This is a genomic window from Paraburkholderia sp. WC7.3g, from assembly GCF_050436345.1.
In the GTDB taxonomy this organism is placed as follows: Bacteria; Pseudomonadota; Gammaproteobacteria; order Burkholderiales; family Burkholderiaceae; genus Paraburkholderia; species Paraburkholderia podalyriae.
Map to the genome: position 1 here is coordinate 288,777 of NZ_JBNDMA010000003.1, position 21,152 is coordinate 309,928.

General features: G+C 61.1%; 21 protein-coding genes and 1 pseudogene. 7 read left to right on the forward strand and 15 right to left on the reverse strand.

Translation table 11 applies throughout. The annotated features are described in order from the left end of the window. Nucleotides 1-382: 382 nt before the first annotated feature. The 7 genes from OKW43_RS32695 (at nucleotide 383) to OKW43_RS32725 (ending at nucleotide 4,890) form a co-directional block, all read left to right on the forward strand. Nucleotides 383-988: a DUF1845 domain-containing protein gene (locus OKW43_RS32695; RefSeq protein ID WP_429452302.1), complete on the forward strand. Its 606-nt coding sequence runs from the start codon at nucleotides 383-385 to the stop codon at nucleotides 986-988. Nucleotides 989-1,025: 37 nt separating this feature from the next. Next, nucleotides 1,026-1,991 carry a hypothetical protein gene (locus OKW43_RS32700; RefSeq protein WP_429452304.1) on the forward strand — a complete coding sequence of 322 codons (966 nt, stop codon included), beginning with the start codon at nucleotides 1,026-1,028 and terminating at the stop codon, nucleotides 1,989-1,991. 11 nt (nucleotides 1,992-2,002) lie between these two features. Then, nucleotides 2,003-2,455, forward strand: coding sequence for a bactofilin family protein (locus OKW43_RS32705; protein WP_429452306.1), 453 nt, complete (start codon nucleotides 2,003-2,005; stop codon nucleotides 2,453-2,455). 197 nt (nucleotides 2,456-2,652) lie between these two features. After that, nucleotides 2,653-3,078: a hypothetical protein gene (locus tag OKW43_RS32710; protein ID WP_429452308.1), complete on the forward strand. Its 426-nt coding sequence runs from the start codon at nucleotides 2,653-2,655 to the stop codon at nucleotides 3,076-3,078. 19 nt (nucleotides 3,079-3,097) lie between these two features. Further along, the gene (locus OKW43_RS32715) at nucleotides 3,098-3,307 is read left to right on the forward strand and encodes a hypothetical protein (protein ID WP_429452310.1); all 210 of its coding nucleotides are present in this window, start codon (nucleotides 3,098-3,100) and stop codon (nucleotides 3,305-3,307) included. A gap of 41 nt (nucleotides 3,308-3,348) precedes the next feature. Further along, on the forward strand, nucleotides 3,349-3,858 hold the full coding sequence (locus OKW43_RS32720; RefSeq protein ID WP_429452312.1) for a hypothetical protein: 510 nt from the start codon (nucleotides 3,349-3,351) through the stop codon (nucleotides 3,856-3,858). Between the two features lie 438 nt (nucleotides 3,859-4,296). Next, nucleotides 4,297-4,890 carry a hypothetical protein gene (locus OKW43_RS32725; protein ID WP_429452314.1) on the forward strand — a complete coding sequence of 198 codons (594 nt, stop codon included), beginning with the start codon at nucleotides 4,297-4,299 and terminating at the stop codon, nucleotides 4,888-4,890. A 44-nt stretch (nucleotides 4,891-4,934) separates the two neighbouring features. On the opposite strand, the pseudogene OKW43_RS32730 reads toward OKW43_RS32725, so the two are convergent. The 15 genes and pseudogenes from OKW43_RS32730 to OKW43_RS32800 form a co-directional block, all read right to left on the reverse strand. Then, nucleotides 4,935-6,660: pseudogene (locus OKW43_RS32730) on the reverse strand (ATP-dependent helicase). A gap of 9 nt (nucleotides 6,661-6,669) precedes the next feature. Further along, the gene (locus OKW43_RS32735) at nucleotides 6,670-7,569 is read right to left on the reverse strand and encodes an ATPase (RefSeq protein WP_429452316.1); all 900 of its coding nucleotides are present in this window, start codon (nucleotides 7,567-7,569) and stop codon (nucleotides 6,670-6,672) included. A gap of 298 nt (nucleotides 7,570-7,867) precedes the next feature. Continuing rightward, nucleotides 7,868-8,482 (reverse strand): DUF4400 domain-containing protein, encoded by a 615-nt coding sequence (locus OKW43_RS32740; protein ID WP_429452318.1) that lies wholly within the window; start codon nucleotides 8,480-8,482, stop codon nucleotides 7,868-7,870. Then, nucleotides 8,475-8,696, reverse strand: coding sequence for a hypothetical protein (locus OKW43_RS32745; protein WP_429452320.1), 222 nt, complete (start codon nucleotides 8,694-8,696; stop codon nucleotides 8,475-8,477). Before OKW43_RS32745 ends, OKW43_RS32740 begins: the two co-directional genes overlap by 8 nt. Next, a complete protein-coding gene (locus tag OKW43_RS32750; RefSeq protein WP_088176857.1) occupies nucleotides 8,683-9,201 on the reverse strand; it encodes a hypothetical protein in 519 nt (172 codons plus the stop codon). Before OKW43_RS32750 ends, OKW43_RS32745 begins: the two co-directional genes overlap by 14 nt. 10 nt (nucleotides 9,202-9,211) lie before the next feature. Then, nucleotides 9,212-11,083 carry a conjugative transfer system coupling protein TraD gene (traD, locus tag OKW43_RS32755; protein WP_429452322.1) on the reverse strand — a complete coding sequence of 624 codons (1,872 nt, stop codon included), beginning with the start codon at nucleotides 11,081-11,083 and terminating at the stop codon, nucleotides 9,212-9,214. Continuing rightward, the gene (locus OKW43_RS32760; protein ID WP_429452324.1) at nucleotides 11,080-12,456 is read right to left on the reverse strand and encodes a TraI domain-containing protein; all 1,377 of its coding nucleotides are present in this window, start codon (nucleotides 12,454-12,456) and stop codon (nucleotides 11,080-11,082) included. The genes traD and OKW43_RS32760 overlap by 4 nt, the downstream gene beginning before the upstream one ends. After that, on the reverse strand, nucleotides 12,453-13,502 hold the full coding sequence (locus OKW43_RS32765) for a type IV secretion system protein (protein WP_429452326.1): 1,050 nt from the start codon (nucleotides 13,500-13,502) through the stop codon (nucleotides 12,453-12,455). Before OKW43_RS32765 ends, OKW43_RS32760 begins: the two co-directional genes overlap by 4 nt. A 3-nt stretch (nucleotides 13,503-13,505) precedes the next feature. Next, a complete protein-coding gene (locus OKW43_RS32770; RefSeq protein ID WP_429452328.1) occupies nucleotides 13,506-14,273 on the reverse strand; it encodes a type VI secretion protein in 768 nt (255 codons plus the stop codon). A 29-nt stretch (nucleotides 14,274-14,302) separates the two neighbouring features. Continuing rightward, the gene (locus OKW43_RS32775) at nucleotides 14,303-16,765 is read right to left on the reverse strand and encodes a VirB4 family type IV secretion system protein (RefSeq protein ID WP_429452330.1); all 2,463 of its coding nucleotides are present in this window, start codon (nucleotides 16,763-16,765) and stop codon (nucleotides 14,303-14,305) included. After that, a complete protein-coding gene (locus OKW43_RS32780) occupies nucleotides 16,759-17,067 on the reverse strand; it encodes a hypothetical protein (protein ID WP_429452332.1) in 309 nt (102 codons plus the stop codon). Before OKW43_RS32780 ends, OKW43_RS32775 begins: the two co-directional genes overlap by 7 nt. A 1-nt stretch (nucleotide 17,068) precedes the next feature. Further along, on the reverse strand, nucleotides 17,069-17,422 hold the full coding sequence (locus tag OKW43_RS32785; RefSeq protein WP_429452334.1) for a conjugal transfer protein TrbC: 354 nt from the start codon (nucleotides 17,420-17,422) through the stop codon (nucleotides 17,069-17,071). A 12-nt stretch (nucleotides 17,423-17,434) separates the two neighbouring features. Then, nucleotides 17,435-18,484, reverse strand: coding sequence for a CpaF family protein (locus OKW43_RS32790; protein WP_429452336.1), 1,050 nt, complete (start codon nucleotides 18,482-18,484; stop codon nucleotides 17,435-17,437). 307 nt (nucleotides 18,485-18,791) lie between these two features. Beyond that, entirely contained in the window at nucleotides 18,792-20,123 is a 1,332-nt protein-coding gene (locus tag OKW43_RS32795) for a vWA domain-containing protein (protein WP_429452338.1), read from the reverse strand. A gap of 9 nt (nucleotides 20,124-20,132) precedes the next feature. After that, entirely contained in the window at nucleotides 20,133-21,047 is a 915-nt protein-coding gene (locus OKW43_RS32800; protein ID WP_429452340.1) for a hypothetical protein, read from the reverse strand. Between the last annotated feature and the right edge of the window lie 105 nt (nucleotides 21,048-21,152).

The window sequence follows — 21,152 nt, forward strand, 5'->3', positions numbered from 1 at the left end:
CAGATCAGGCTCTGGAGAGAGAACACCCGAAAACCTGGGTTCGAACGATGTACCGGCGCAAATGAATGCAGGCCAGAGGTACGAGTATCACAGCTGAAATAGGGGAATCTGTAGCGGGCAGATTCAGCACAAGAAGATATCCACACCGGTAGCTATCCGGTCGGAGCATGCTCAGAGGCACGACTTGGAGAAAGAAGATGGACTCCGGGCTTGGAGTCAAGGTCGATGCGTCAGAGACGCGGGGAATGGATTGAAGTATCCGGGCAAATCACAGGTGCTGGCATCCGAAAGCTCGCGAAATTGATATAGCTTTTGCCCGCTTGACTGAGCGGTGTTCAGTGAGAATTTATGTGAGAGAGAACACATACACCGAGAACACGTTATGTCTGGCTTCGATACGGAACAGCCCGAGGCGGCTGACCCAGAACGGCTGATTTCCCCTGCCACTGCGACCGAACCGGTTCAGGGCGGATTGCGTCCCATCAAGCGCCTTACCAGCGATGACCGCCTTGCGCGGATCCATCCCGAGACGCTGGCAAAAACCGAGTTGCTGTACTACTCGGACTTTGCGCGAACCTTCGTCCGCTCCGACTACAACTTCTGTGCGGCGAAGATGACGGTTGCCCGCGGCGGCAAGCTCCTCGCGCTGGAAGCGGAATTTCATACGGCCGAAGCGTTTCTCCGCAAGGCGTTCGCCTGGGCGAACCGCCTGCACGGTCGCAGCGCTCCTTTCACGCCGGAGCGTGTGACGCTGGAAATCAAGCACCCGATGTCCGGACGCCTCGTGCGTCTGCTCACGATATACGACCAGCTTTTCCGTAAGACCATGGAAGCTCTCGTTGCCCGCTCGGTCATGGCTCACGACCGGCAGGCGGCGCTGGATGCTGCTGCGGCGCGCATCAAGCAGATTCCTCAAGTGTGCATGCCCGACAACGACCGGTACGCCCCCGAAGGCGTCCTGCTTCCCGACTCCAACGACACCCACTGAACCGCGCTGGCTTCGAGCCCGCTGATCGGCGTCGCCCTTGACATTGCGCGACCTCGGGCAGGCTGGATTCCAGACAACGACAAAAGGCATCTTCATGGACATTCGCGAGATCCAGCGACTACACGCGCAGTTCGCCCCGGATTCTATGGTCATCGACCTTCCCCGCCAGATCGCCGCATTGCCCGGCCCCGGCGACCTCTCCGCTCCGGAGCCGTCCCGCGCCTTCAGCGGGCGCCTTGCGGGCGTAGCTCCGACAGCGCGTCAGGCCACGATCGCCCTAGCTGTGGCGGCTATGGTTGCCATGGCCGGCATGGGCGCAGCGTCGCTGTACACGAACGTGAAGGCGCGTCATTACACGGTATCGACGGCGGAAACCGTCGCCAGCAAGAAAGGCGACGCTGTGATCGCGGCGGCAGCAAAACCGGAAGTCGCGGCTTACCGGGAGGTCGACGCGACACCCGCTCACCCTGTTAGCGCCGCGCCCGCACTGAGCGCGAGCGACTTTGCTTCTGCACGCTCGCTTGGCCTCACAGTGGACCAGTTCCGTGATTCGCTGAAAGCACCGGCGCGCAGCGCACAGGGCGCAACACCAGGCACCAGCCCCGCGCTGACAGGTGAAGCGCAGCTCGCAGCCGTTTCGCCAATCCACCGGGCTGGACCGAGCCGCGAAGCAGCCGCGCAACAACCGGCCATGCCGGTGCAGGTCGCGCCAGCCCAGCCCGTGTCCGTCACGAAGCGGGTCGCGCCCGTGCAGAGCGCACCGCAGCCCGCACCAGCAGCGCAGACACCGGTCACAGCCGCACAAGTGCCCGCGCCTGTTACACAGGCGGCGCAGCAGGCGCCGGCGGCCACCGCGCAGCAACCCGCCGAAGCGGGCAAACCGGCACACGCCGCTCGCCATCACATCTCGCGTCCTCGCGCGCAGCAGAACGCTGAGTCCAATTCAGACGCCAGGCCGTCAGCCGAAAGCCGCGCCGGGTCTGCCGAAGTGAAGATGTTCTAGGAAGCCCTGACATGAAAAGCGAACTTTCGATCACCCTCGTATCCGCCGGCTGCACGATCAGCGGCGACATGATCGTTGATCACGGCATCAGCTATTTCGGCCTGCTCGACGGCGGCCTCATCTCGACGCAAGGCCTGCTGCACGTCGGCGACGGCGGCCTTATCAAGGGCAACGTCCAGGGCGACCACGTGCGCATCGACGGTCGCGTCGACGGCAACGTCCATGCGCGCGGCACGCTCGAAATCAACGGACACGTCTCGGGCGACATCATGTACTGCGGCACGATCCGCCTCGGTCCGCGCGCCGCTCTCAACGGCACACTCAAGCGTGTGGCGCGCATGCTGACGGTCGAACCGGAAGCCAGCGAGAGCGCGAACCCAGTGCTTTCTGCCACATCCCCGGCTGCGGCCGCGCCAGAGCGCCCCGAATCAAACGTGACCGAATTCTCGCGCGCGAAGGCCTAAAACCGATAAACGCTTGCGCCGATGATTTCAGCAGCACAAGCGAATTCTTCATGTACCACGGTCAGGAGATGACCATCTCGCATGACGGACTTCTGCTGACGATCAAGGCAAAGGTCGTTTGATGCCTGCAGTCTGAACTGCCAGTACCGTCACCAGAATCGACATGTTCCAGGCTATCGGCATAAAGGTCAAAACCAATGAAGTTGCGCGATTTAATAAAGTGGGCTGCGGTAGCCGTTTCGATGGCTATGCCCCTAACGGTGGTAAGTATGGTTTCGGCCTATGTCGATAACGGCTCGGCCATGGTTAGAGCCTCGCTCATCGAAATTGATGTCGTGCGGCTCGCCCAGCTCGCTGGCGATATCCGCATCCTTCCACCAGCGGATGCATCGACTTTGCTGGCGAGACACGGCCTGAGTTCGTCCGAAGCTTTGCAGCAGAGGATAACGCTCGCGCAAACCACCTTCGCGCAGACTCACGCGGACCTCGCAAGCACAGCGCGCCGCGTTTGGCGCAACACAGCAATTGGTTTCTGCTGCGTAGCGATCAGCAGCTGGCTCGCAGTGACGCTGGCTATCGTGTTGCCACGCAAACGCGCGGGCGGTTCCGCCGCTGCGGCGTGACGCTCATTCAAAAACCAGCGTGAGTTACCACACCCGCGACTGGGAAGCCGCAGCACAGGAAGCCGCCTTCGACGGGCTCTGCTTCTGCATGCTCAGCGACGGCCGGTTTATCAACCGGCAGGCAATGCCGGATGAGACACCGCACCAGAGCCGCTTTGCCCTAGCCGCTGATTTTTTTGAACAGCACATTGCCCTGAACGCCCATGTGCCGCATCCCTCGCGGATATGACGGCCAAACGACTACACATCACATTGAAACGGAGAACCAATATGCAATTCGTACGCAAAACGTTGTTCGCGACGGCAGTCGCAGCAAGCCTCATCGCGAGCGCCCACGGGGCGACGACAGTCCAGACGCTGGACATTACCTGGTACAAGGACGGTCAGGTGATCGACACCGGACGACACATCATTAACGACGATACCGGTCCGGCACCGTACCTGCATCGCAGCGGGAAGGAAGTCGGATACGCGAGTTGCTCCGGCACCGCGGGCGCGATGCGCCTGAGCGCGGAAAAGAAGTTCGTCGGGCGCTCGCTGCTGATCGAACCTGTGTCAGTCAATTCCGGGAAGGTACGGCTGTCGGTCTCTGCAATCGACACCGTGCTCGACGGCATCCGTAAGGTTGGAACCGCGGACTGCACTTCCGAGGTGGTCGATGTCCACGGCTACACCGCATCGGATCTCCCGGTTGAACTCGCCGACGGCCAGACCGTTGAGGTGCCGATGAAGAACCCGCAATACCGGCTCGTGCTCAATCTTCACCGCGACGCTCTTTGAGCAACGGTTAGCAAACTGGAAGCGAAACGGGAGCCAAAGGCTCCCGTTTTCTTTTCGGCTGTATCGCCGCTTTTCCGACTTCTCCATCCCCGTAGCTGCCGCATCCTCGCACCCGGGACCGTTGACGCTCCGTGCGTTAAGCAACGTTTCAGCCTTGCTGTTCGGGCGACCCATGCAGGAAGACGGCTTGGGGTTTATACTTACCCCGTCTCCTCCATGTTCTCCATGCATGGATTCAAGCCCGCCAAAGCGCGGGCTTTTTTCTTTCCCGGGACGACGTCGTTGCGCCTGCAATGCCTGCCCCGCGCCGCTCGCACGCGAATGCGTGGGACTCAATGAGCCGAAAATGCCGACGAATTTATAAGTGTCGACCAGTATTCCTTGATCCGGCATCAGCCTTTTGGGGGCGCTATGGGAGCATTTCGCCTAGTTGTGGGCATGTGGATTGCCCCGGATCTCGCTGCCGCCAGGCGCGTACCGGGCGATTCGCCAGGTTTCGACCATGGCAACTTCGATGCGGCCGCAATCGGGCGGGCACTGGACGAATTCAATCCGTGCGGAGAACGGATTCGAATCCGGTTCGCTGACGACACTGTCGATCTGGCGACTGCCCGCGCAAGGATAGATGGAACGCTGCTGGGGCCTCCGGACTGCCGCGACTTCGCGCAAGCGGTCCTGACCGCAGGCGGCAGGTCCAGGGGGCCGGTTATCAAGGTACGGGAACAGTGGTCGACGCTTCCCTCCCGGAAAGTGCAACAAGCCACTGCAGCGCCGCCGAGTCTCTTGCTGTTCGCGCTTTACGGAACGTTCTACAGCACGATGATATGGCTGCAGCAATTCCAGATGAGACTGCGTATCAGGGCGGCCGAACCGATGAACTTCATGCTAGACGGCCCCGGCAAGGCAGACTTGCAGGGGATTCTGCCAAGGGAACTGTCAGATCTCTTCGAAGCCCACTTCGGCTTCGCCTATCGCCCAGACTGCCTGGTCGCGAGGCTGGCGCACTCGCGGCTGCCCGACTGGATGCAGTAATGGAGGACAGGCTCGACGGAGCGGAGCCAAAGGTGGTTCTCGCGCTAAGCCGGCTGCGCTGCGGTTTCGATCTGCGCTTCGGTGACAAACCGCGACGCGAAATTCTTCGACGTCCCTGAAATCATCAGCGTCTCGCGCGCGCGGGTCATCGCGACGTAGAACAGCCGCCGCTCTTCGGGTTCGGTTGATTTGGCGTCGGGGACGATGGTGTCTTCGGACCGCGCGATCCAGACGTGATCCCACTCAAGCCCCTTCGAACTGTGCATCGTCGTGAGGACCAGCGCGTCCGGTGCGGGCTCGTTGTTGTCCTGCCGCAGGAACAGCAACCGGTCGGCGAAGGTGCCGTTCAGTCGTGAGAGCACGTCATAGGTCGCCTGAATGGTGCGGATGCCGTTTTCCTTTTTCGTGTACTTGAGCAGCCACTCGTTCACGCCTGACAGCACCAACGAATAGAACTTCCGCTCGCAGAGCCCGCGCCACTCGGCAAGCCGCTTCATGAATTCGCGGTAGTTCGTCGCTACGTCTTCTGGCATGCCGAGTTCAACGAGCTCCGCCCGCGGCTTCTGGACGAGTTCCGCGCCCATGCTTGCGTGCAGCGCACGAAGATGGTCCGCATGCAGGCCCGAATGCGCCAGCACGGCGTCAAGCCCCGTCGCCTTCACGCCTTCGATGATCTCCAGCAGATTGCAGAGCAACGCCCCTTCAGGACGATTGAGGACCGATGCGCCTGACGCGCGGTGATACTTGACGCCATACGAGCGGCAGACGGCCTCGAGGGGGTCAAGGATACGGTTGGTGCGCGCGAGCACCGCGCAGGTTTTCCCATTGCGCAGTAGCGGCGCCAGCGCCTCGATGGCGGCTTCGGCTTCCACGTATTCGTCGGCATGGCGGGAAGCCTCGACCCGGCCGCCGATGCCTTTTTCCGCCCGCAGCACCTTCGGGATGCGGTCGGGATTGTTGCGAATCACCCTGTCAGCCGCCGCGAGAATCTCGGCGCGGCACCGATAGTTGCTCCCGAGCACGACCGGTCTGGCCTCAAATTCCTTGATGAATGATTCCATGCCCCGGTAGCCGAGTGCCTCGCGGAACGCGTAGATGCTCTGATCGTCGTCGCCCACGACCGTCACGACCGAACCGGCTTTCGCGTGAAGTTCAATCCACCGGTACTGCAACGGGTCGGTGTCCTGAAACTCGTCGACCAGCAGGTAGCTGAAGGGATACGGCAGGATTGTTCCGTTCTGCATGCCCTCGACCGCGAGCCGCAGCATGTCCTGAAAATCGATCTTGCCGTTGCGCGCCAGCGCTTCCTGATAGGCGCTGTACAACTGGCCGTCGGGCGCTGTTGACATCGCACCGGCCGAAATTCGTCTTGATCTTCTCGATCGTCGGGATGACGTCCTCGGCCTTTCCTTCAAGACCAAGGTCCTGCATGACGCGGATCAGCAGTCCCAATCTGTCGCCATCGCTCGCAATGTCGGGCGAGCGGCCGCTGGGACGCTGAAGCTGCTTGTACGCGAGTGAATGGAAAGTGCCTGCGATCAGGCGCTTTTTCACCGCCTTGCCTGCCACCGTCAGAATCCGTTCACGCAGCTCGACCGCTGCATCCTTCGAGAACGTCACCGCGCCAACGACCGCCGCCCCTTCCTGCAGGAGTAGCGCGGCCTTGGTGGCGATCGTCTTTGTCTTGCCCGCGCCGGGGCATGCAATCGCCACGCAGTTCTGGCGCAACTGGGCGACTTCCCGCTGCTGCGGATTGAGTTCGTCCAGCATGACGCCCCCTTACAGGCCGCGGACCGTGGTCATCAGGCGCAGGTGCGTCATGTAACCGCGAACGCCCAGGGGGTTCACCTTCTTCAGGAAGTGCACCGTTTCGTCATCGACGTCAGACTGGTCACGAATGCCGTTCCAGACCATGAAATCAAACTGATCCATCACCTTGTCGAACTTCATGATGGCCGACAGAACGCGCATCGAGAAACGCGAATACACTTCGACGGTCATGTCCAGCGCCGGCATCGGGATCGACGGCTCGAACACGAACTCGCCGCCCTCGCGAAGCTCGGCCTCCTTCTTCTCGCGAAAGCCCACGGCCACGCGCAACGACTCGTCCACGTATTCTTCGATCGACTTGATCTGCTTTTCAAAGAAGCTGTTGACCGCGTTCTTGTCACCCTCGCCGAATGTCGAGTCGCCGAAACGCTGCATGTTCACGCTCATGCGGTTAAGGTACGGCCACCATTGCTCAAACAGCGGCTTCAGGCGTGTGTGATTCAGGCGCACCTGCGCGGGCACTACTGCCGCGCCGGAAAGCTGACGCTCCATCAACTGTCGGCCTAGCTCACGGCGGCGCTTGATGATGGAGATCCGCTCAGTGGCCGGCAGATCGCGGAACAGCTTGCGGGTCTTTTCAACCTCGGCGCGCTTCATGTTCGCGTCGTCGGGCGAAATGACCCCTTCCTTCTGCAGACGGTCCGCGTCCGCTGCCATCTGCGTCAGCTCGCTCTCGATCTCGCGCTCACCCTCGTCGGCGCCGTCGTGTCCCGCGTCGCCGCCGGCGTGCGAGGCCGGAGTCAGTGCATTCAGATTGGCCGCAGCGTCAGCGGCAGTTGCAGCCGACGCCTGCGCATCTGCCGTCACAGCGTGTTCCAGTTCGGTATCTGCCACAGTGGTGGTGCTCATGCCCGTTTCTCCTTGGTGGACCTGTGTCGTTTCATCGTTGGTAATCGGGCACGCGCAACGCGTACCCACAGTGCAATTGTTGCGGCGTCACAGGCTGCAGAACGCCAGAAACACGCGTTATTTCGGAAGCCTTTAAAGACGGGCGGTCGCTTCTAGCCACAGAAAAACGACGAAAAGAGGCCACCGCCTGACAGCCGATCGGACAGTCAGGCAGCACAATTGGCGAAAAACGAGATTGATGAATCAGATCGGGAAGCGGGGGAAGCAGGCCGGAAGGGCCGTCCTGCTTTTCGAGCAGCTATCGCGCCGACTGGAACGACTCCGCCGCCTTCCAGAGCAGTGCACCAAGCAGTGCGGCAACCACAAGCCAGTAGCCAGCAAGAACCGGTACCGGCACGAGCAGCACGCCGAAGACCGTGCCCGTGACGATCAGCAGTCCGTGGCCTGCGAGGTGGAAAGAAAGCGGGCTAACGAACCCGGCCGCGGCTGCCTTGATCTTCCTGCGCGCGGTACCGTCGATGAACATACCAAGCGCGAAGCAAAGTGTGCCCACGATCCACATCTTCATTACCATCGCACGGAAAATCGCCCTGTACGCAAGCAGCCAGAAGTTTTCGGTCCACGTGTGGGCGAACGTTGACATGCCGCCGTCGTTAAGGCCGCCGACGTTGCCCGACGCCGCGAGTGTGCGGTGGAGGAGGCCGTTGTCTACGAACGACCGCCTGAACAGTTCGTTAGCCGAGCGCACTGCCACGTCGGCCCTGTCCTGCCCGACCGACGCGACAAGCGACTCGGTCTCGACGTCCGGCACTTCGAACAGCTTCCTGTCCGGTATCGCCGGCATCACCGCGATCGACAGGACGGGCACCAGCAGGAACCAGACTTTCAGGTGCGACCCGAACCGGCTAGCCATGGATCAACCTCACGACGGCAAGAAGCGGGATCGCGGTAATCGCCAGCAATCCACCCCAGAACAGATGCGGACGGTTCACGGCGATTGACGCAAGTGCATAGCAGCGGGCTCCCGCGCCCCAGGTGAATTCTTCCGGCGGCGTCGCGTCGGGCTCATCGAAAGCGCCGGCCGTGTCGAGCGCGCGCCGCGCCGTGTCGGAATCAACCCGCGACAACTTCGCTATTATCGTAACGGTGAGCGACATCGTATTCCTCAAAGTAGCGACGGAACGCCTCGCCTTGCAGCACGCGCGAGGCCAGTTGGAAAGCTGCGGTGCGCTCGGTAATGTGTTCCGGGCAGCGCTCGTCGACCATTTCCAGATCGCTGTTCTGATGCCGCTCCTCAAATGTCGGAATCGGCTCGAGCATCGGCGACCAGACGCTGACCTTGTCGCCCCGGCGAGCCACGTAGCGGCGCGCATAAAGCGATTTGGCCGGTTCAAACAGTCCCTGCATGAAAGCCACATGCTGATCGCCCGTACGCTTTGCCCGCTTGAACGAGGCGAGTGCAGACTCGATCATTTCTGCCGCGAGCGGCCCTTTGTCTCCAACGAAGCGCTCCCCCACGAAATCGGCAACCCGCGAGCACGCAAGCTCCAGATCCGGCGCGACGTTGAACACGGGAATCAGCTTGTGCGAGAGCTTGTGATCGCGAATGATGTTTTTGAAAACAGCGGACATATTGTGTAGTTCAGCCTTCGATAATAGGAATTCGGCCCTGGTAGACGGCACCGCCCGAGATGCGCATGAAATACTGCAGGTTCGGCAAACGATGAATGAGCGGCATCGGAATCAGTGGCACCTTCTCAAGCTGAAGCGTGCGTGACTGCGATCCACTGAATTCCATCGCATGAGACTCGGTCGTGGTGTTCGTGCTGTTCGAGATGTTCACCACCCGAATCGCTGTCTCCCCCACCTTGTCCGAGAACCACTTGGCGGTATCGCTATCTTCAAGTCTAAGGATGACCTGGTTGTTCAGGTTGCCCAAAACCTGCAGCATTTTGGCGGCGTTTCCGAGTTTGGCTTCCAGGTCGGCACGCGCCTGGAACGCGACAAACGCCTTGAACCCCGCGCCCCGCCCCTTGTTCAGGATCTGGATCACCTGTTCGTTGATCGCTTCGGCAATCTCGTCAATGATCAGAACGACATCAGGCTTCTCTGCGTAGAAGTTGTAGATTGAGCCGCAGACCGCCGCGACGTCGGAGAGAGCCATCGAGGCAATCGCTTTCTGGACGATGTTGTTCGACAGCGAGTCGAGGCCCATGTACAGCACGGCCTTCTGTTTGATGATCTTGTCGATGTCCCAGATCTCGCGCTCGTCGTCGAAGTCGTCGGCCTTCGGCGCGAGCATCAGCCCCGTCTCGCCGGTGGCAAGCATCTGCAGCAGCGGGAGCGCGGACGCGATGATTCGCATGTAGTGCTCGCGGTCGTGGGTGTGCGTCGCGATCAGCCCGTCGATGGTTTCGTGCCCGCGGTCGTGCGCAGCGAACCGGTCCATGTAGAGCTTGGCCATTCCGTCGACGAGCGAAACGTCGTTCTTTCGAACCGAGTCCTTGACCGTCTGCGCGACCGTCAACTCCTCCCAGTTCGGCAGTCCGTTTTCGAGGAAGAAGCGCCGCAGCGAGCGATCCAGCAGAGTGCCGATGCCAGACTGCGCGTATTTCAGGATCGAGCGCAGATTGGGCTTGTCACCCACGTACAGCTCCCCCTTCACGGCACGGTCGATGAAAAGGAACGCGAAGTCGCGGAACGGCCCCTCTTCCATCAACTGCGCGATGCGCGACGGGATTTCTGACGGCTGTGACCAGTTCTCAAGCGGATTGAGACGGATAGACTCGTGCGGCTTGGCCTGATTGAAGTACAGGAACTTGCGACCAGCGCGTGCGCACTCTTTCTCAACGCGCTTTTTCCAGTCGTCGTCGTTTTTAGGGTCGACGATGATCAGAACGTCTTTCGGGTTGTGGATGACCTGCGTTGAGATCACCTCATACGTGCGGGTCTTGCCCGCGCCGGTCGTGCCGCCAACGAGCGTGTGACCGCCCATCGCCTTATAGTGGAACGGCACGCGGACCTTCTTCGGCTCCATGCCGTGAATCCACGACGAGCCTTGCGGCATGCGATCACGGATGCTGTCGCGCGGCGCGAAAAGCCGCTCAATCCGCGCTTCGGTCTTCCGTCCGAGTTCCGTCTTGTTCAGCCACTTCGGCAACGACGGAATGTCCGTCACGGGCATACGAAGGATGTCATGCGCGATCTGTGTGTGCTTCTGGGTCCATTCGAAGCCCGTCCCCAGATACATCGAGTCCTCACGCTCGCGCATCTTGCGCTGCAACTCGAGCAGCTTGCCAATGTGAATCTTGCTAAGCCACTTCGTTGAGATCGCCATGCGAAAACTGAGCGCCCGCCACACCTGAACCGCACGAACAGCCATCATCGCAAGACACGCCAGCGCGAACGCCCATCCATAGGGCATGCCCGATACGAAAATGCCCACGATTGCGACCGGCCAGACGATCAGCGGCCGGAATTCGTAGATTGGCCGGAAATGGTTGATGTAGGTCATGCCGCGGGCCGCTCCATGATCAGGCGGCCAGCACGTTCAACGATGCAGATGTCGTTGCCGGCCGCGCGCAGAAGAAGCGTGCGCTTCCTCAGCTGCTCAACGAGGGTGTCACTCGTTATTCCGTAGCCGCCGATCAGACGCTTTTGCACGGCCAGCCCCTTTTCTTCCCACGTCACCTTGGCTCGTCCTGCTGCAACGTCGCCGGCGAGCGCGCGGAAGAACTCCCGCAGCATCGCGGAGCCCGGACCCAGAATTTCCGTTAGCTCCTCCTCCGTTGGTCCGGTACGCGCTTGCCGCGAGGCTGACGGGCTTCCCCCGGTAATCTGCGAGGGGTCAACCGCAGCCGCGGGTGTTACCGCATGTTCAACGGGTCCAGTCGCGGCCGCGCTGGCGGTCTGGGCTTCGCTGCGCTCCAACGCATCCAGCAACGACTGGGAAAGCTGCGGACCGCCCGGTACCGCGCCAGGCGCCATAACGGCGGGTGCTGGCGGTGGTGCTGGCGGTGGTGCTGGCGGTGGTGCTGTCGGCGGGGCGTCGGTCAAACTGGCTGACGTCGCCGCCGCCGCGGACGTTGCGACCGTTGCGCCCGCGTGATCCGGTGGCGCCGCAACAGGTGCGACCTGCGGCTGAAGTTCCAGCGCTACGTGCACTGCGGACGGCACATCAAACTTCACAGGGGCGAAGACCCCGCGCTGCGCCTTTCGCTCGAACTCGACCGAGACATCCATCGCCTGGCGCACCACCTTGTGCACCAATGCTTCGAAGCCCTGCGGACTCTTTTCCGGATTGATGGCACCGAAGAGATCGGCCAGCACGGCGTTATCAAGCCCCGACAGCAGTTCGGGCGTGATAACGGTCTGCGCGAACATTGCCGTACGCATGCGTTCGCCTTTCAGCGGAGCGGGTCGACGGTGGACGACGTAGTCGCCGTCGCCGATCCAGTTCCCGAAGGCGCCATGTGCCGCCGGGCTCCATGGCGTGCGGTCGGCAACACGCACAAACTCGAAGTGCCTGCATGGCTCGTCGAGCGACGAACAGGCTGCAGCAAGGAACACGGCGTAGATGTATTGCGGCGCCAGCCTGCGGCGTTTGTCCGACGTCATGTCGGCGGCGAACTTTTGCCCGCCCGCGAGGCGCATCGCGTAGAAGGTCGATTCGATGGTCGCGCGGAAAGCGCCACCCGGCTCCGCGTGCAGCTCTGGCGTAAGCGGCATGGACGAAAACCACGCGGCGCACCGGCGAAGGACCGAAAGCCATTTCCGCTCGAACTCGGCCTCCGTGCTCTCGTTGGCGCACTGCCGTACGAGCTCGATGCGCTTCGCGTGGGTATTCAGCAAGTCGTTCACCACAGCCGGGCGATGGGAGGCTGTCATGGGATAAAGCTCCGGGCGAGCTTGAGGGCTCCGGTACCCGTCGCGCCAGCGCCGCTACCAAACATACCAGCAAGCTTCGGAATTTCAAACGACAGCAGCAGAATGAAAACTGCAAGATCGAATGCGTACGCGCCGGTCGCCGTCGCGCCGCTGACATTCGTCGCCTTCTGGACCGCGGTCGCAATATTGGAGCCGAGCAGCTTGATCAGGACCGCGACCATGACAACGTACATGCCAGAATGGATCATCCAGTCAAGCCATTTCATGAAATAGTTTCGCGTATAGCTCGAAAATCCAAGCGCGATCGCGATCGGTCCCAGAACGATCCCCACTGCCGCCTGAATCTGGCCAACAGCGCTGTAGTAGGCAAAGACGATCGAGGCGATCAGTACGACGACGAACGCCAGGAAGAGTCCGATAGCATCGACCACGGTCCCAGTCAGATCCGTAAGGAGTTTGATGCTGACGAAGCGGGTCTTCACGGCATCGAACATCGTGCCCGCCAGGGTCGCCATCTGCGTCGGAATGCTGTTACTGGACCCGCCCGATATGTGCGTCGCAAGCTGCTCGAACCAGGTCCAGAAGCCCGCCGCTGACGTGGAATAGCCCAGGTACAGCGCGACGAAGATGCCCAGCACCGCCACCTCCTCGAACAGGTTGACCCACGCCGAAATCGGATGATGCGTTCCAGAAAAACGGACGCCTACGAGGACAAGCGAGATGACGCCCAGCCCCCACGCAAACTTGTTCGCTTCGTCCATCACGCTTGCGCTAGCCGTCACGGCAGCGGGAATGATGCCTCCAAGAAGGCCCTGAATCTGGCTGACAGCGTCGGTCGATCCTTTGCCAAAATCCCCGTTGGCGCTTGTCAGGGGCTTCGCGTCTGTCGACGACCCCGATGTAGCTGAAGAACCGGTCGTCATCGTCGATCCGTCCGGAAGGGTCATGTTGTCGTCTGCGAAGGCAGCGGGCGCGGCGAGTGCCATGACCAGCAGGCAGACATTCAAGATCAGGCCGCGCAGGCGCTCAAGAAAAGGTTTGCCCACGGTTCACTGCCCCAGCACTTTCGAAGAGCCGATCGTCGCATCGTAGGCCGCACGCTGTTGATCCAACTGTGCCTGCAGTGCCGCCTTGGCCGTGTTGTTCGCCTGGTCGCTCGACGCTGTTTGCGCCTTAGTCACACTATCTGCCTGCTGCTTGGAGGCCATCATCTGGAGCATGTCGCTGTTCTGGCTCGCGACGATATCCAGCAGGTGCGTCGTGAGTTGCGCTGTCGCTTCCGCAGTCGGCGACATGTTCAGCTGGTCCTGGATTTCCTGACGGCGCTTGGCAAGGGTGCTCACGTGCGAAATGACGTCGTTGCCCATCTGGAACATCTGCTTGGCCGTCTGGTCGTTGTTGCTGATGAGCGTGCTCTGATCAGAAAACCACTGCGCGGGCGTCTTGCCGGACTGCGTGATCAGCGCCTGCACCTTCGTCGCATACTCAGCGTTGGATTGCAGACCACCATACAGGGACTTCAGCGTGTCGGTGTACCTGGTCAGGCTGGTGATGTCATTGGTGATCGAGGTCGCCTGCGCGAGCATCGCGGAGGGGTTCAGGTTGGTCGCCTGCTTCAACTGGTTCAGCATCATCTGATACTGATAGACCAGGTTGGTGTCCTGGTACACCTCGCCCTTGACCGCGCCGATCGCAGTCATCGTGTTCTGGATCAGGTTGGTCGGATCGATGACGGCAAGCTGTGCGTGGGCCTGTGACATAAGACCGAGGGTCAGCGCGGCCGTCGCCGTCGCGGTGCGGAGCAGTGTTTTGATCATGGTGAGAATTTCCAGGAGTATGACTGACGTTATGCGTTTGCGAGGACGTCGCGCACATACGCGTCCTGCCAGTTGTCGACGCCCGACTTCACGTGCTTGTCGAGAATGGCCTGTGCGCGACCATCTGAGCGCAGATAGGCAAGCGATTCCTTCGGGAAGCTCGCCTGCAGCATGCGCGTCTGCGTCGACGTCACCCACAGGTAGTCGCGATTGGGCACCGCGTTCGAGATCATCCTGATCTGGTGCTCGGTCAGCCCGAAAATGTCCCGATACAGCGTCTGGTTGTTGATCGCGTCGCTGTTGGGCAGGTAGATGATGTTCGGGATGTTCTCCTTCATGATCTCGAAGTTGGCCACGCGCGCTAGCTGACCGAGCGACTGCGTCGCCATTAGCAACGCGGCGTTCAGCTTACGGATGGTCACCGCCCAGATTTCGAGCCGAGCATAGAACTTCGGGTAAGTGAAGAAGAACCCGGCCTCCTCGATTTCGATCACGGTGTAGCGCTTGCCGTCGAGAATCTGCGCGATCCGGTAGAACGCGTAATCCATGAACAGAGCCGCGGCCACCGGGAAGTTCTGGAACAGATCGCCCATCTCGATCGAGAGGTCGTCGGACAACGCGAAGCCGTCGTCGACATGGTCGAAGAACCTGCCGTTTTTCTGCCCTTCGGTCCAGACGGCCAGCCGCTCGCGGAGATCGTCTGGCAGCAGGGTAATCAGGCCAGTCAGCCGCCACTTCTCGCGCCCATAGGCTTTCGCAAGGGTACGGATGCGCTCGAAGATAATTGTTTCCTGCTGGGGCGTGCAGGTGTAATCCTCGCCCTCGATCACGAGCTTGACCCACTCGGCGACGTACGACCAGTGTTTCTCCTCACCGATCAGGGAGAGCGGATTGACTGACGTTGCCGCCTCGAAGCGGCCCGTCGCGTCGATGAACCGTCCGCCACCGAGCAGCGTCGGGATGCGCGTCGAGCGGTCCTTGTCGAACCGGATGCGGCGCGCGCCATGTCGCCCAGTCTGCGACATCAGGTAGTTCAGCAGCACGGATTTACCCGCGCCAATCGGGCCAACTACGAACAAATGAGCCTTGCCGCCCGGGTGATGCAGGTCAACGTTTTGCAACGTGCGATGACGAGTGGGCAGACACGTGAGCGGCCCCGTCTTTCGGCCGGACTGTTGTGTCAGCCACTCATTGATGGTTGAGCCCTCGCCTACGCTGCACAACGGGGCAATATCCGAGACGGCGGGCGTTTCAACGAATTGCAGGCGCTTCTGCTGGTCCCAGCGCCCTGGCAACGTCGAACTCCAGGCCGCGAAAAGGTTATCTTTCTCGGCAATGACGCCGAAGCCGGCATTGCCAATGACACCGACGACCTGGCGCGTCGCGTCTTCACATTCTTCGGGGGTGCTGCCGTAGACGATGATCGAGATATTTGCGAAACCGTACTGCTGGCCTTCTGCCTCCAGCTTGGCGAGCGCCTCGCTCGCCTCCTTCGCCAGTTGCTCACGGCCTTCGTCGTTTTTCTGCTCTTCCTTCGTGGCCCACTGCTTGATGATCGCGACCGGGTTGAAGGCGGCAGCCTTGTAGAAACCGCGGATCTTGCGGATGTACGCGCTCGCGCGCGAGGTGTCGAGGAAGCGGAACATCACACAAACGTCGAGTTCCGCATCGACCTGCGACAGCACATCGAGCGCCGCCTCCTGGAAACCCATCCATTCCTTCACACCGATGATTCGCGCATACACCTTGCCGTGAGCCGACTCAAACATCAGCTGCTCGGCGCCGATGGTGACCTGCGTTTCCGTCAGGTGTGTGTCCAGCATCGTGACCGGGTAGCGCATGCGACGCTTCGGCGTGCTCGGATTTGCACGCTGATGCAGGAACGAAAGGGCGTTCTGCAGTTGTAGCCGCTTCATTTTCAGGCGGGTCACACCGCCCGTGAAGCCGTCGATGACCGCTTCGAAGCGCTTGATCTCGTTTTGCAGCTTGGTGAGGTCAAACACAAAGGCGCTCCGGGCAAGCACCATGTCCTTGGCGGCCTCAAACATCGCGACGGCTACATTCTTGCCGCCAACGGTCATGTGGTAACCGATCTTGTCGAAAACACGCGAGAGGCCTGTTTCTGGCGTGAACGCGAGTGCGAGCGAATGCGAGTTGCGGAAGTACTTCCCGCTACCGATGTTCGCCTGGTTCACCGCATCGACTCTCGCATCCGCCTCGTTGCCGAACTCACCGTCGATGCCGCCCCGGATGCGCCGGTGCGATACCCGCCACCACGCGGTGACACGGTGGTCGAAATTGCGGCACGCGTGATCGAGGTTGTCGCGCGCGGCCGTGATGTCGCCCGGATTCGGAGTGTCTGCGTCGATGCCATCGAACTCGAACACGGTGACGAGCGAGCCGTCTTTGTCGAGCACTAGTTCGGGCGTGACGAGTGTCATCCACGGCGCAATCTCCTGCACCGCGCGCTTGGTGAACGGCATTTTCAGCATGAAAGGTCCTGATCGAAACCGTAGGGGCGTCTGAAGCGCGCACTGAACTTGCCGTGAGGCTCAGGCGCATACACGTCGGGGTAGCGGTTATAGATGAGCATCACCATTCGCCACCACGGATCTTTCGAGCTACGCCAGCGAAGGTAAAAGTGGACGGTGACGCCGAGCGCAAGGAACGATGGCGTCCAGCTCGTGTAGGTGAGCAATGCCGTCAGGGTGCCGTTCAGAATTGCCAGCATCCGGTCCGCCCCGCCCATCTGGCGGGGCAGCGAGAGCCCGCGGCTGACCTTGTGCTGGCGCATATCAGCAGGCGACGCTCATATGGAAGTGATCGCGCATGATCGGCACGGCGACCGATGCGATACCGAGCCCGATCAGCACCACCGAAAACGTCTTCGCGATATTGCTTTCCGAGTTCGCCACCGCAACGCCACCGAGCGTGATCAGCACGATGCCGATGCCGTACAGATAGGGGCCGCTGATCAGGTTGCTGATCGTGCAGATGATGTCCGTCAGGCCGGTGAGCGACGAGTAGTCGCCAGCGGCCATTGCTGCGGCGGACGCCACGCTCAGCAGCGCGCCGACGATGAGTGGCTTGCCCGGTCGCAGCTTCTTCGCGACCGTTACGGCTGTGCTGAAAAACTTTCCTTGCTTCATTTCCTGCTCCCGTTAAAAAACCCGTCGTAGGTCATAGTTGTTGTTGCGAAAGCCCCGGATTTCGAGGATTTCGGAGACATGGCGCATCTCGCCCGCGCGTTTGAAATGCACCACATAGTTGAAACAGTCGGCGATGTTTTTGCGCATGTCGTCCAGTTCCCAGCGGGAACCGGGCGGGATACCTAGCATCGCAAGGCTTTCGAGGCGGCTGAGTGCCGTGCGCCCGTTATTCGAGTGAAGGGAGGCAAGACCACCGTCGTGGCCAGTGTTGAGCGCCTGGAGCAGGTCGTAGCCTTCGCCACCACGGACTTCACCAACGATGATGCGGTCGGGACGAAAACGCAGGCACAGCGCAACGAGAAGTTGTGTCGTGACGTTCGTATCGGAGTTGGACAACAGGCGGACGCGGTTTGGAACCTGGACCTTCAGCTCCATCGTGTCCTCGATCGTAATCACCCGCTGATCTTCGGGGATCACGCCAACCAGCGCGTTGAGAAACGTCGTCTTGCCCGCCGAGGTGCCGCCGGCGACGAGAACGTTTTTACGCGACTGCACCAGCGCCTTGAGTGCGCGCATCAGCGCCTCGTCCTGGATGCCTTCCTCGAAGCTGATTGCTTCCGCCTCTTCGGGGCGCGCATTTGCCGCAGAGAACGCGCCCATGCTCACGTAGTCCTCGAGCGTCATCTTCGTCTCGCGGTGCTTGCGGATGCTCAGCGCGTGCCCGTCGATGGCGGTGGGGTTCATCACGGCCGCGATACGCAGATTCTTGTGGCCCGCGTTGATGATTCCCTTGTCGCTGCCGGCGTGCGCCGACTTGTCTACCGACGACGCCAGCGAATGGATTGCCCCTTCCAGATGCTCGGGCCGCAGATCCACGTTCACGCGCGACATCACACCCCGGTGCTCGATCCATACGTTGCGGTGATCATTGACCATAATTTCCGCGAGGTCGGGCGCATCGAGCAGTTCTTTGAGCGGGTTCAGCGCCTCGAAAAACATCGCGACGGCCTCCGCCTTCAGCGGTTGAAGCTTCAGTAACGGGTTGTCGTCAAGGTCGTGCATGCGCGGCTTTGTGGGCGGTCTAACATGCGACTATTGTTCGTCGCGCGCCTTCCGCCCGGGATGCAAAAGCGGGGCTAATTTGCGCGGCTTTCGCCTCACCAGAAAATGCGCCGCGACAAGCGGCGAAAGGACGAGCAAACGTTGGTCGCGCTTTATTGCCCATGGGCACGCTGCTCCCGAGGAAAGACCCCCAAAAACGTATAGCTTTCCGCCGCACCTTCCCGTTATCTGGTGTTTTGGGGAGCGCGTCGGACGAAAAAAAACCCGGCACAAGGCCGGGTTGGGTTAAGGGAAGCTTAGGAACCGTTCAGCAGATGACCTCGACGGTTTCGCCGAATGGCGCCCGCCGAGCCCGCGTGAGCGGCGTGGTCGACGCCCACAGAACCGGGTAATGCGGCGAGGTCGCCGGAAACGAACCATCCATGTCCGTCAGATAGACGAGAAATGCCGGGTTCAGACCATCGGCCGTCACGCGGTTAAACGGATCGGTGAATGCCGTTCCCCCTCCACCGCGCACAGGCTTGATCTCCGGCGAGTCGCCCCGCTCGAACAACTGCACCTGTGTGACCCGCGTATCGCAGTCCATCACGATCAACCGGGCGGGCTTGAGCGTGTGAAACACCGACAGGATCTCTGCATCGAACTGTGCCTGCGTCTCGTCAAACACCGAGCCGCTGGAGTCCCGCACGAAAACCGCGTCGCCAACTGCCGGCGTATGCAGCGAGGGCAGGTAGAACCCAAGATGCAGATACCGGCGGTTCGGCGTGGCGAAGCTGTAGTCGGTTGGCGATGACTGCTGCGCGAAGCGGTGAAGCACCGCGCGCCAGTCAACGACCGGCCGTACTGCCTCGCCTGCCATTGCCTGAAGGTCACCGGGCAGCTTGCCGCGCATCTGCGCAGCCTTGGCGGCCTGCACGACGGCGACTTTCCACTCGGCCTCCTTCACCGGCTTGTCCGCACCCTGATACTGACGGACTTCACCACACGACGAGCCTGGCCCTGTTACCGGATCGCCAGACCGGTCAGATGGCGACGGTGGCTGCGAGCCGCCACGTTTGCCGTCCGGCCCTTGGCCCGGCTTCGCGCCCGACTTGCTACCGTGCTTGTCACCCTGCCCCTTCCCTGCTGGCCCCGACGACTGGCCATCAGGTTGCGGCTTCGGTGACGGCTGCGGTTGTGACTGCGGATCAGGCTTCGGCTGCTTTTGCTTCGCCTCCTGGGTCAGCACGCCGTAGATCTCCTCGGCGGACTTCCCGGCGAAGCGCGCAGCGTTGAGCACGTCTTTTGGCAGGACGAAGCCGGACGCCAGCACGATCGGGTTGATCGCGTAGTCGCAGGCTCCATTCCATCGACGATCCTCACGTGGCCCGCGACGCCAGCAGTGACCGTTGGCCACGTGCATAACCTCATGCGCTAGCACGCCTCGCAGCTCAAGGTCAGTCAAGGAGTCGATGTAGTCGGGGTTGTAGCCAAACGACTCCCCGTCCACCCAGCACGTCTTCGCAGAGCGGTCTTCGACCATCCTGAGACGAAGCGCCAGCGCACCAAAAAATGGCTGCGACAGGACAAGCTCCGTCCGCTGTCTGGAAATGCGCGGATGGACCGCGCCATTGCTCTGTAACGTCACAGTGCGATTCATACAGCCTCCTTAGGCGACGAGCCGCAACTGGTTGCCCGTTTCGGCCCGCTCGATCTCCGTTTCCGGCGTGACGCCCATGAAAGCGGCCATGAGCCCTTCGATCTCCTGTGCCTTGCTGGCCACCTGGGAACGCAGGACGCGCGACTCTTTCAGGTCCGCACCCGTGTGAACGGCAAGATGCGTCCTTGCCTGCTCGAGGATGTGGGTAAGCTTCGGATCGTTGGCGAAGTTCAGCTTCGGCAGCAACGCGCACAGATCGCGCACGTTGTTGGCCACGTCGAGGCGCACGTTGCCGGTCGCATACAGGCGCGAAGCCATTTGCGATACCGCCTCGTACAGGCGCTGCACCAGATCCTCGTTCGCCGTGGTGATCGAGGCGAGCACATGCTGGTCGAGTTCGCTTTTCAGCGTCGTCAGCACGTTTTCCGGCAGATCCACGCCAAACTGGCTCGCGTCCGGGAACGGCAGCACCGCCATCTTCACGCCAAACTTCGTGTACAGTTCTGCGAGGGTCGGGTAATCCGCCTCGTTGAACAACCCATTGAGTTCCGCGCGCGCAAGTTCCTTGAGGTTCAGGTAGTCGGTGAGGAACACGGACACCGCCAGATCGAACTCGTCTTTCAACGAGCGCATCTTGTCGGCGAACTCCATGTACACCATCGTCGGCAGCAGGCGAACGCCAAGCTGGTCGTACTTCAGCGAGTGAACGTAGAAGTAGCCACGGATGCGGCTGGCGATCGTCAGCACTTCCTTGTAGCTTGGCGCATGCTCGGGCAACAGGCGCTTGTTGAATCTGCCGATGCCTTTCGCGTGGTGACGGTTCTCGACCTCTTCGGTGGCCTTGCCGTCGAATCGACGGGCAACCCACGTGGAGATCGTGACCGAGCACAGCATGACTTTCGACTGGATGTTAGAGATGTTCATGAGAAAACTCCGTAGAGAAATGGAATGGATGAGGCAAAGAAAAAGGCCCTGGGCGTCGGAAGACGCTTCAGGGCCAAGGGGTTGAACTGCGTGAGGAAAAAGTGG

Coding starts and splice junctions, on each gene's coding strand:
- OKW43_RS32740 (WP_429452318.1), bottom strand. CDS start 8,482: ATGGCTAGCCGGTTCGGGTCGCACCTGAAAGTCTGGTTCCTGCTGGTG.
- OKW43_RS32750 (WP_088176857.1), bottom strand. CDS start 9,201: ATGTCCGCTGTTTTCAAAAACATCATTCGCGATCACAAGCTCTCGCAC.
- OKW43_RS32770 (WP_429452328.1), bottom strand. CDS start 14,273: ATGATCAAAACACTGCTCCGCACCGCGACGGCGACGGCCGCGCTGACC.
- OKW43_RS32760 (WP_429452324.1), bottom strand. CDS start 12,456: ATGACAGCCTCCCATCGCCCGGCTGTGGTGAACGACTTGCTGAATACC.
- OKW43_RS32720 (WP_429452312.1), top strand. CDS start 3,349: ATGCAATTCGTACGCAAAACGTTGTTCGCGACGGCAGTCGCAGCAAGC.
- OKW43_RS32710 (WP_429452308.1), top strand. CDS start 2,653: ATGAAGTTGCGCGATTTAATAAAGTGGGCTGCGGTAGCCGTTTCGATG.
- OKW43_RS32725 (WP_429452314.1), top strand. CDS start 4,297: ATGTGGATTGCCCCGGATCTCGCTGCCGCCAGGCGCGTACCGGGCGAT.
- OKW43_RS32795 (WP_429452338.1), bottom strand. CDS start 20,123: ATGAATCGCACTGTGACGTTACAGAGCAATGGCGCGGTCCATCCGCGC.
- OKW43_RS32785 (WP_429452334.1), bottom strand. CDS start 17,422: ATGAAGCAAGGAAAGTTTTTCAGCACAGCCGTAACGGTCGCGAAGAAG.
- OKW43_RS32705 (WP_429452306.1), top strand. CDS start 2,003: ATGAAAAGCGAACTTTCGATCACCCTCGTATCCGCCGGCTGCACGATC.
- OKW43_RS32775 (WP_429452330.1), bottom strand. CDS start 16,765: ATGCTGAAAATGCCGTTCACCAAGCGCGCGGTGCAGGAGATTGCGCCG.
- traD (WP_429452322.1), bottom strand. CDS start 11,083: ATGACCTACATCAACCATTTCCGGCCAATCTACGAATTCCGGCCGCTG.
- OKW43_RS32800 (WP_429452340.1), bottom strand. CDS start 21,047: ATGAACATCTCTAACATCCAGTCGAAAGTCATGCTGTGCTCGGTCACG.
- OKW43_RS32780 (WP_429452332.1), bottom strand. CDS start 17,067: ATGCGCCAGCACAAGGTCAGCCGCGGGCTCTCGCTGCCCCGCCAGATG.
- OKW43_RS32790 (WP_429452336.1), bottom strand. CDS start 18,484: ATGCACGACCTTGACGACAACCCGTTACTGAAGCTTCAACCGCTGAAG.
- OKW43_RS32735 (WP_429452316.1), bottom strand. CDS start 7,569: ATGAGCACCACCACTGTGGCAGATACCGAACTGGAACACGCTGTGACG.
- OKW43_RS32695 (WP_429452302.1), top strand. CDS start 383: ATGTCTGGCTTCGATACGGAACAGCCCGAGGCGGCTGACCCAGAACGG.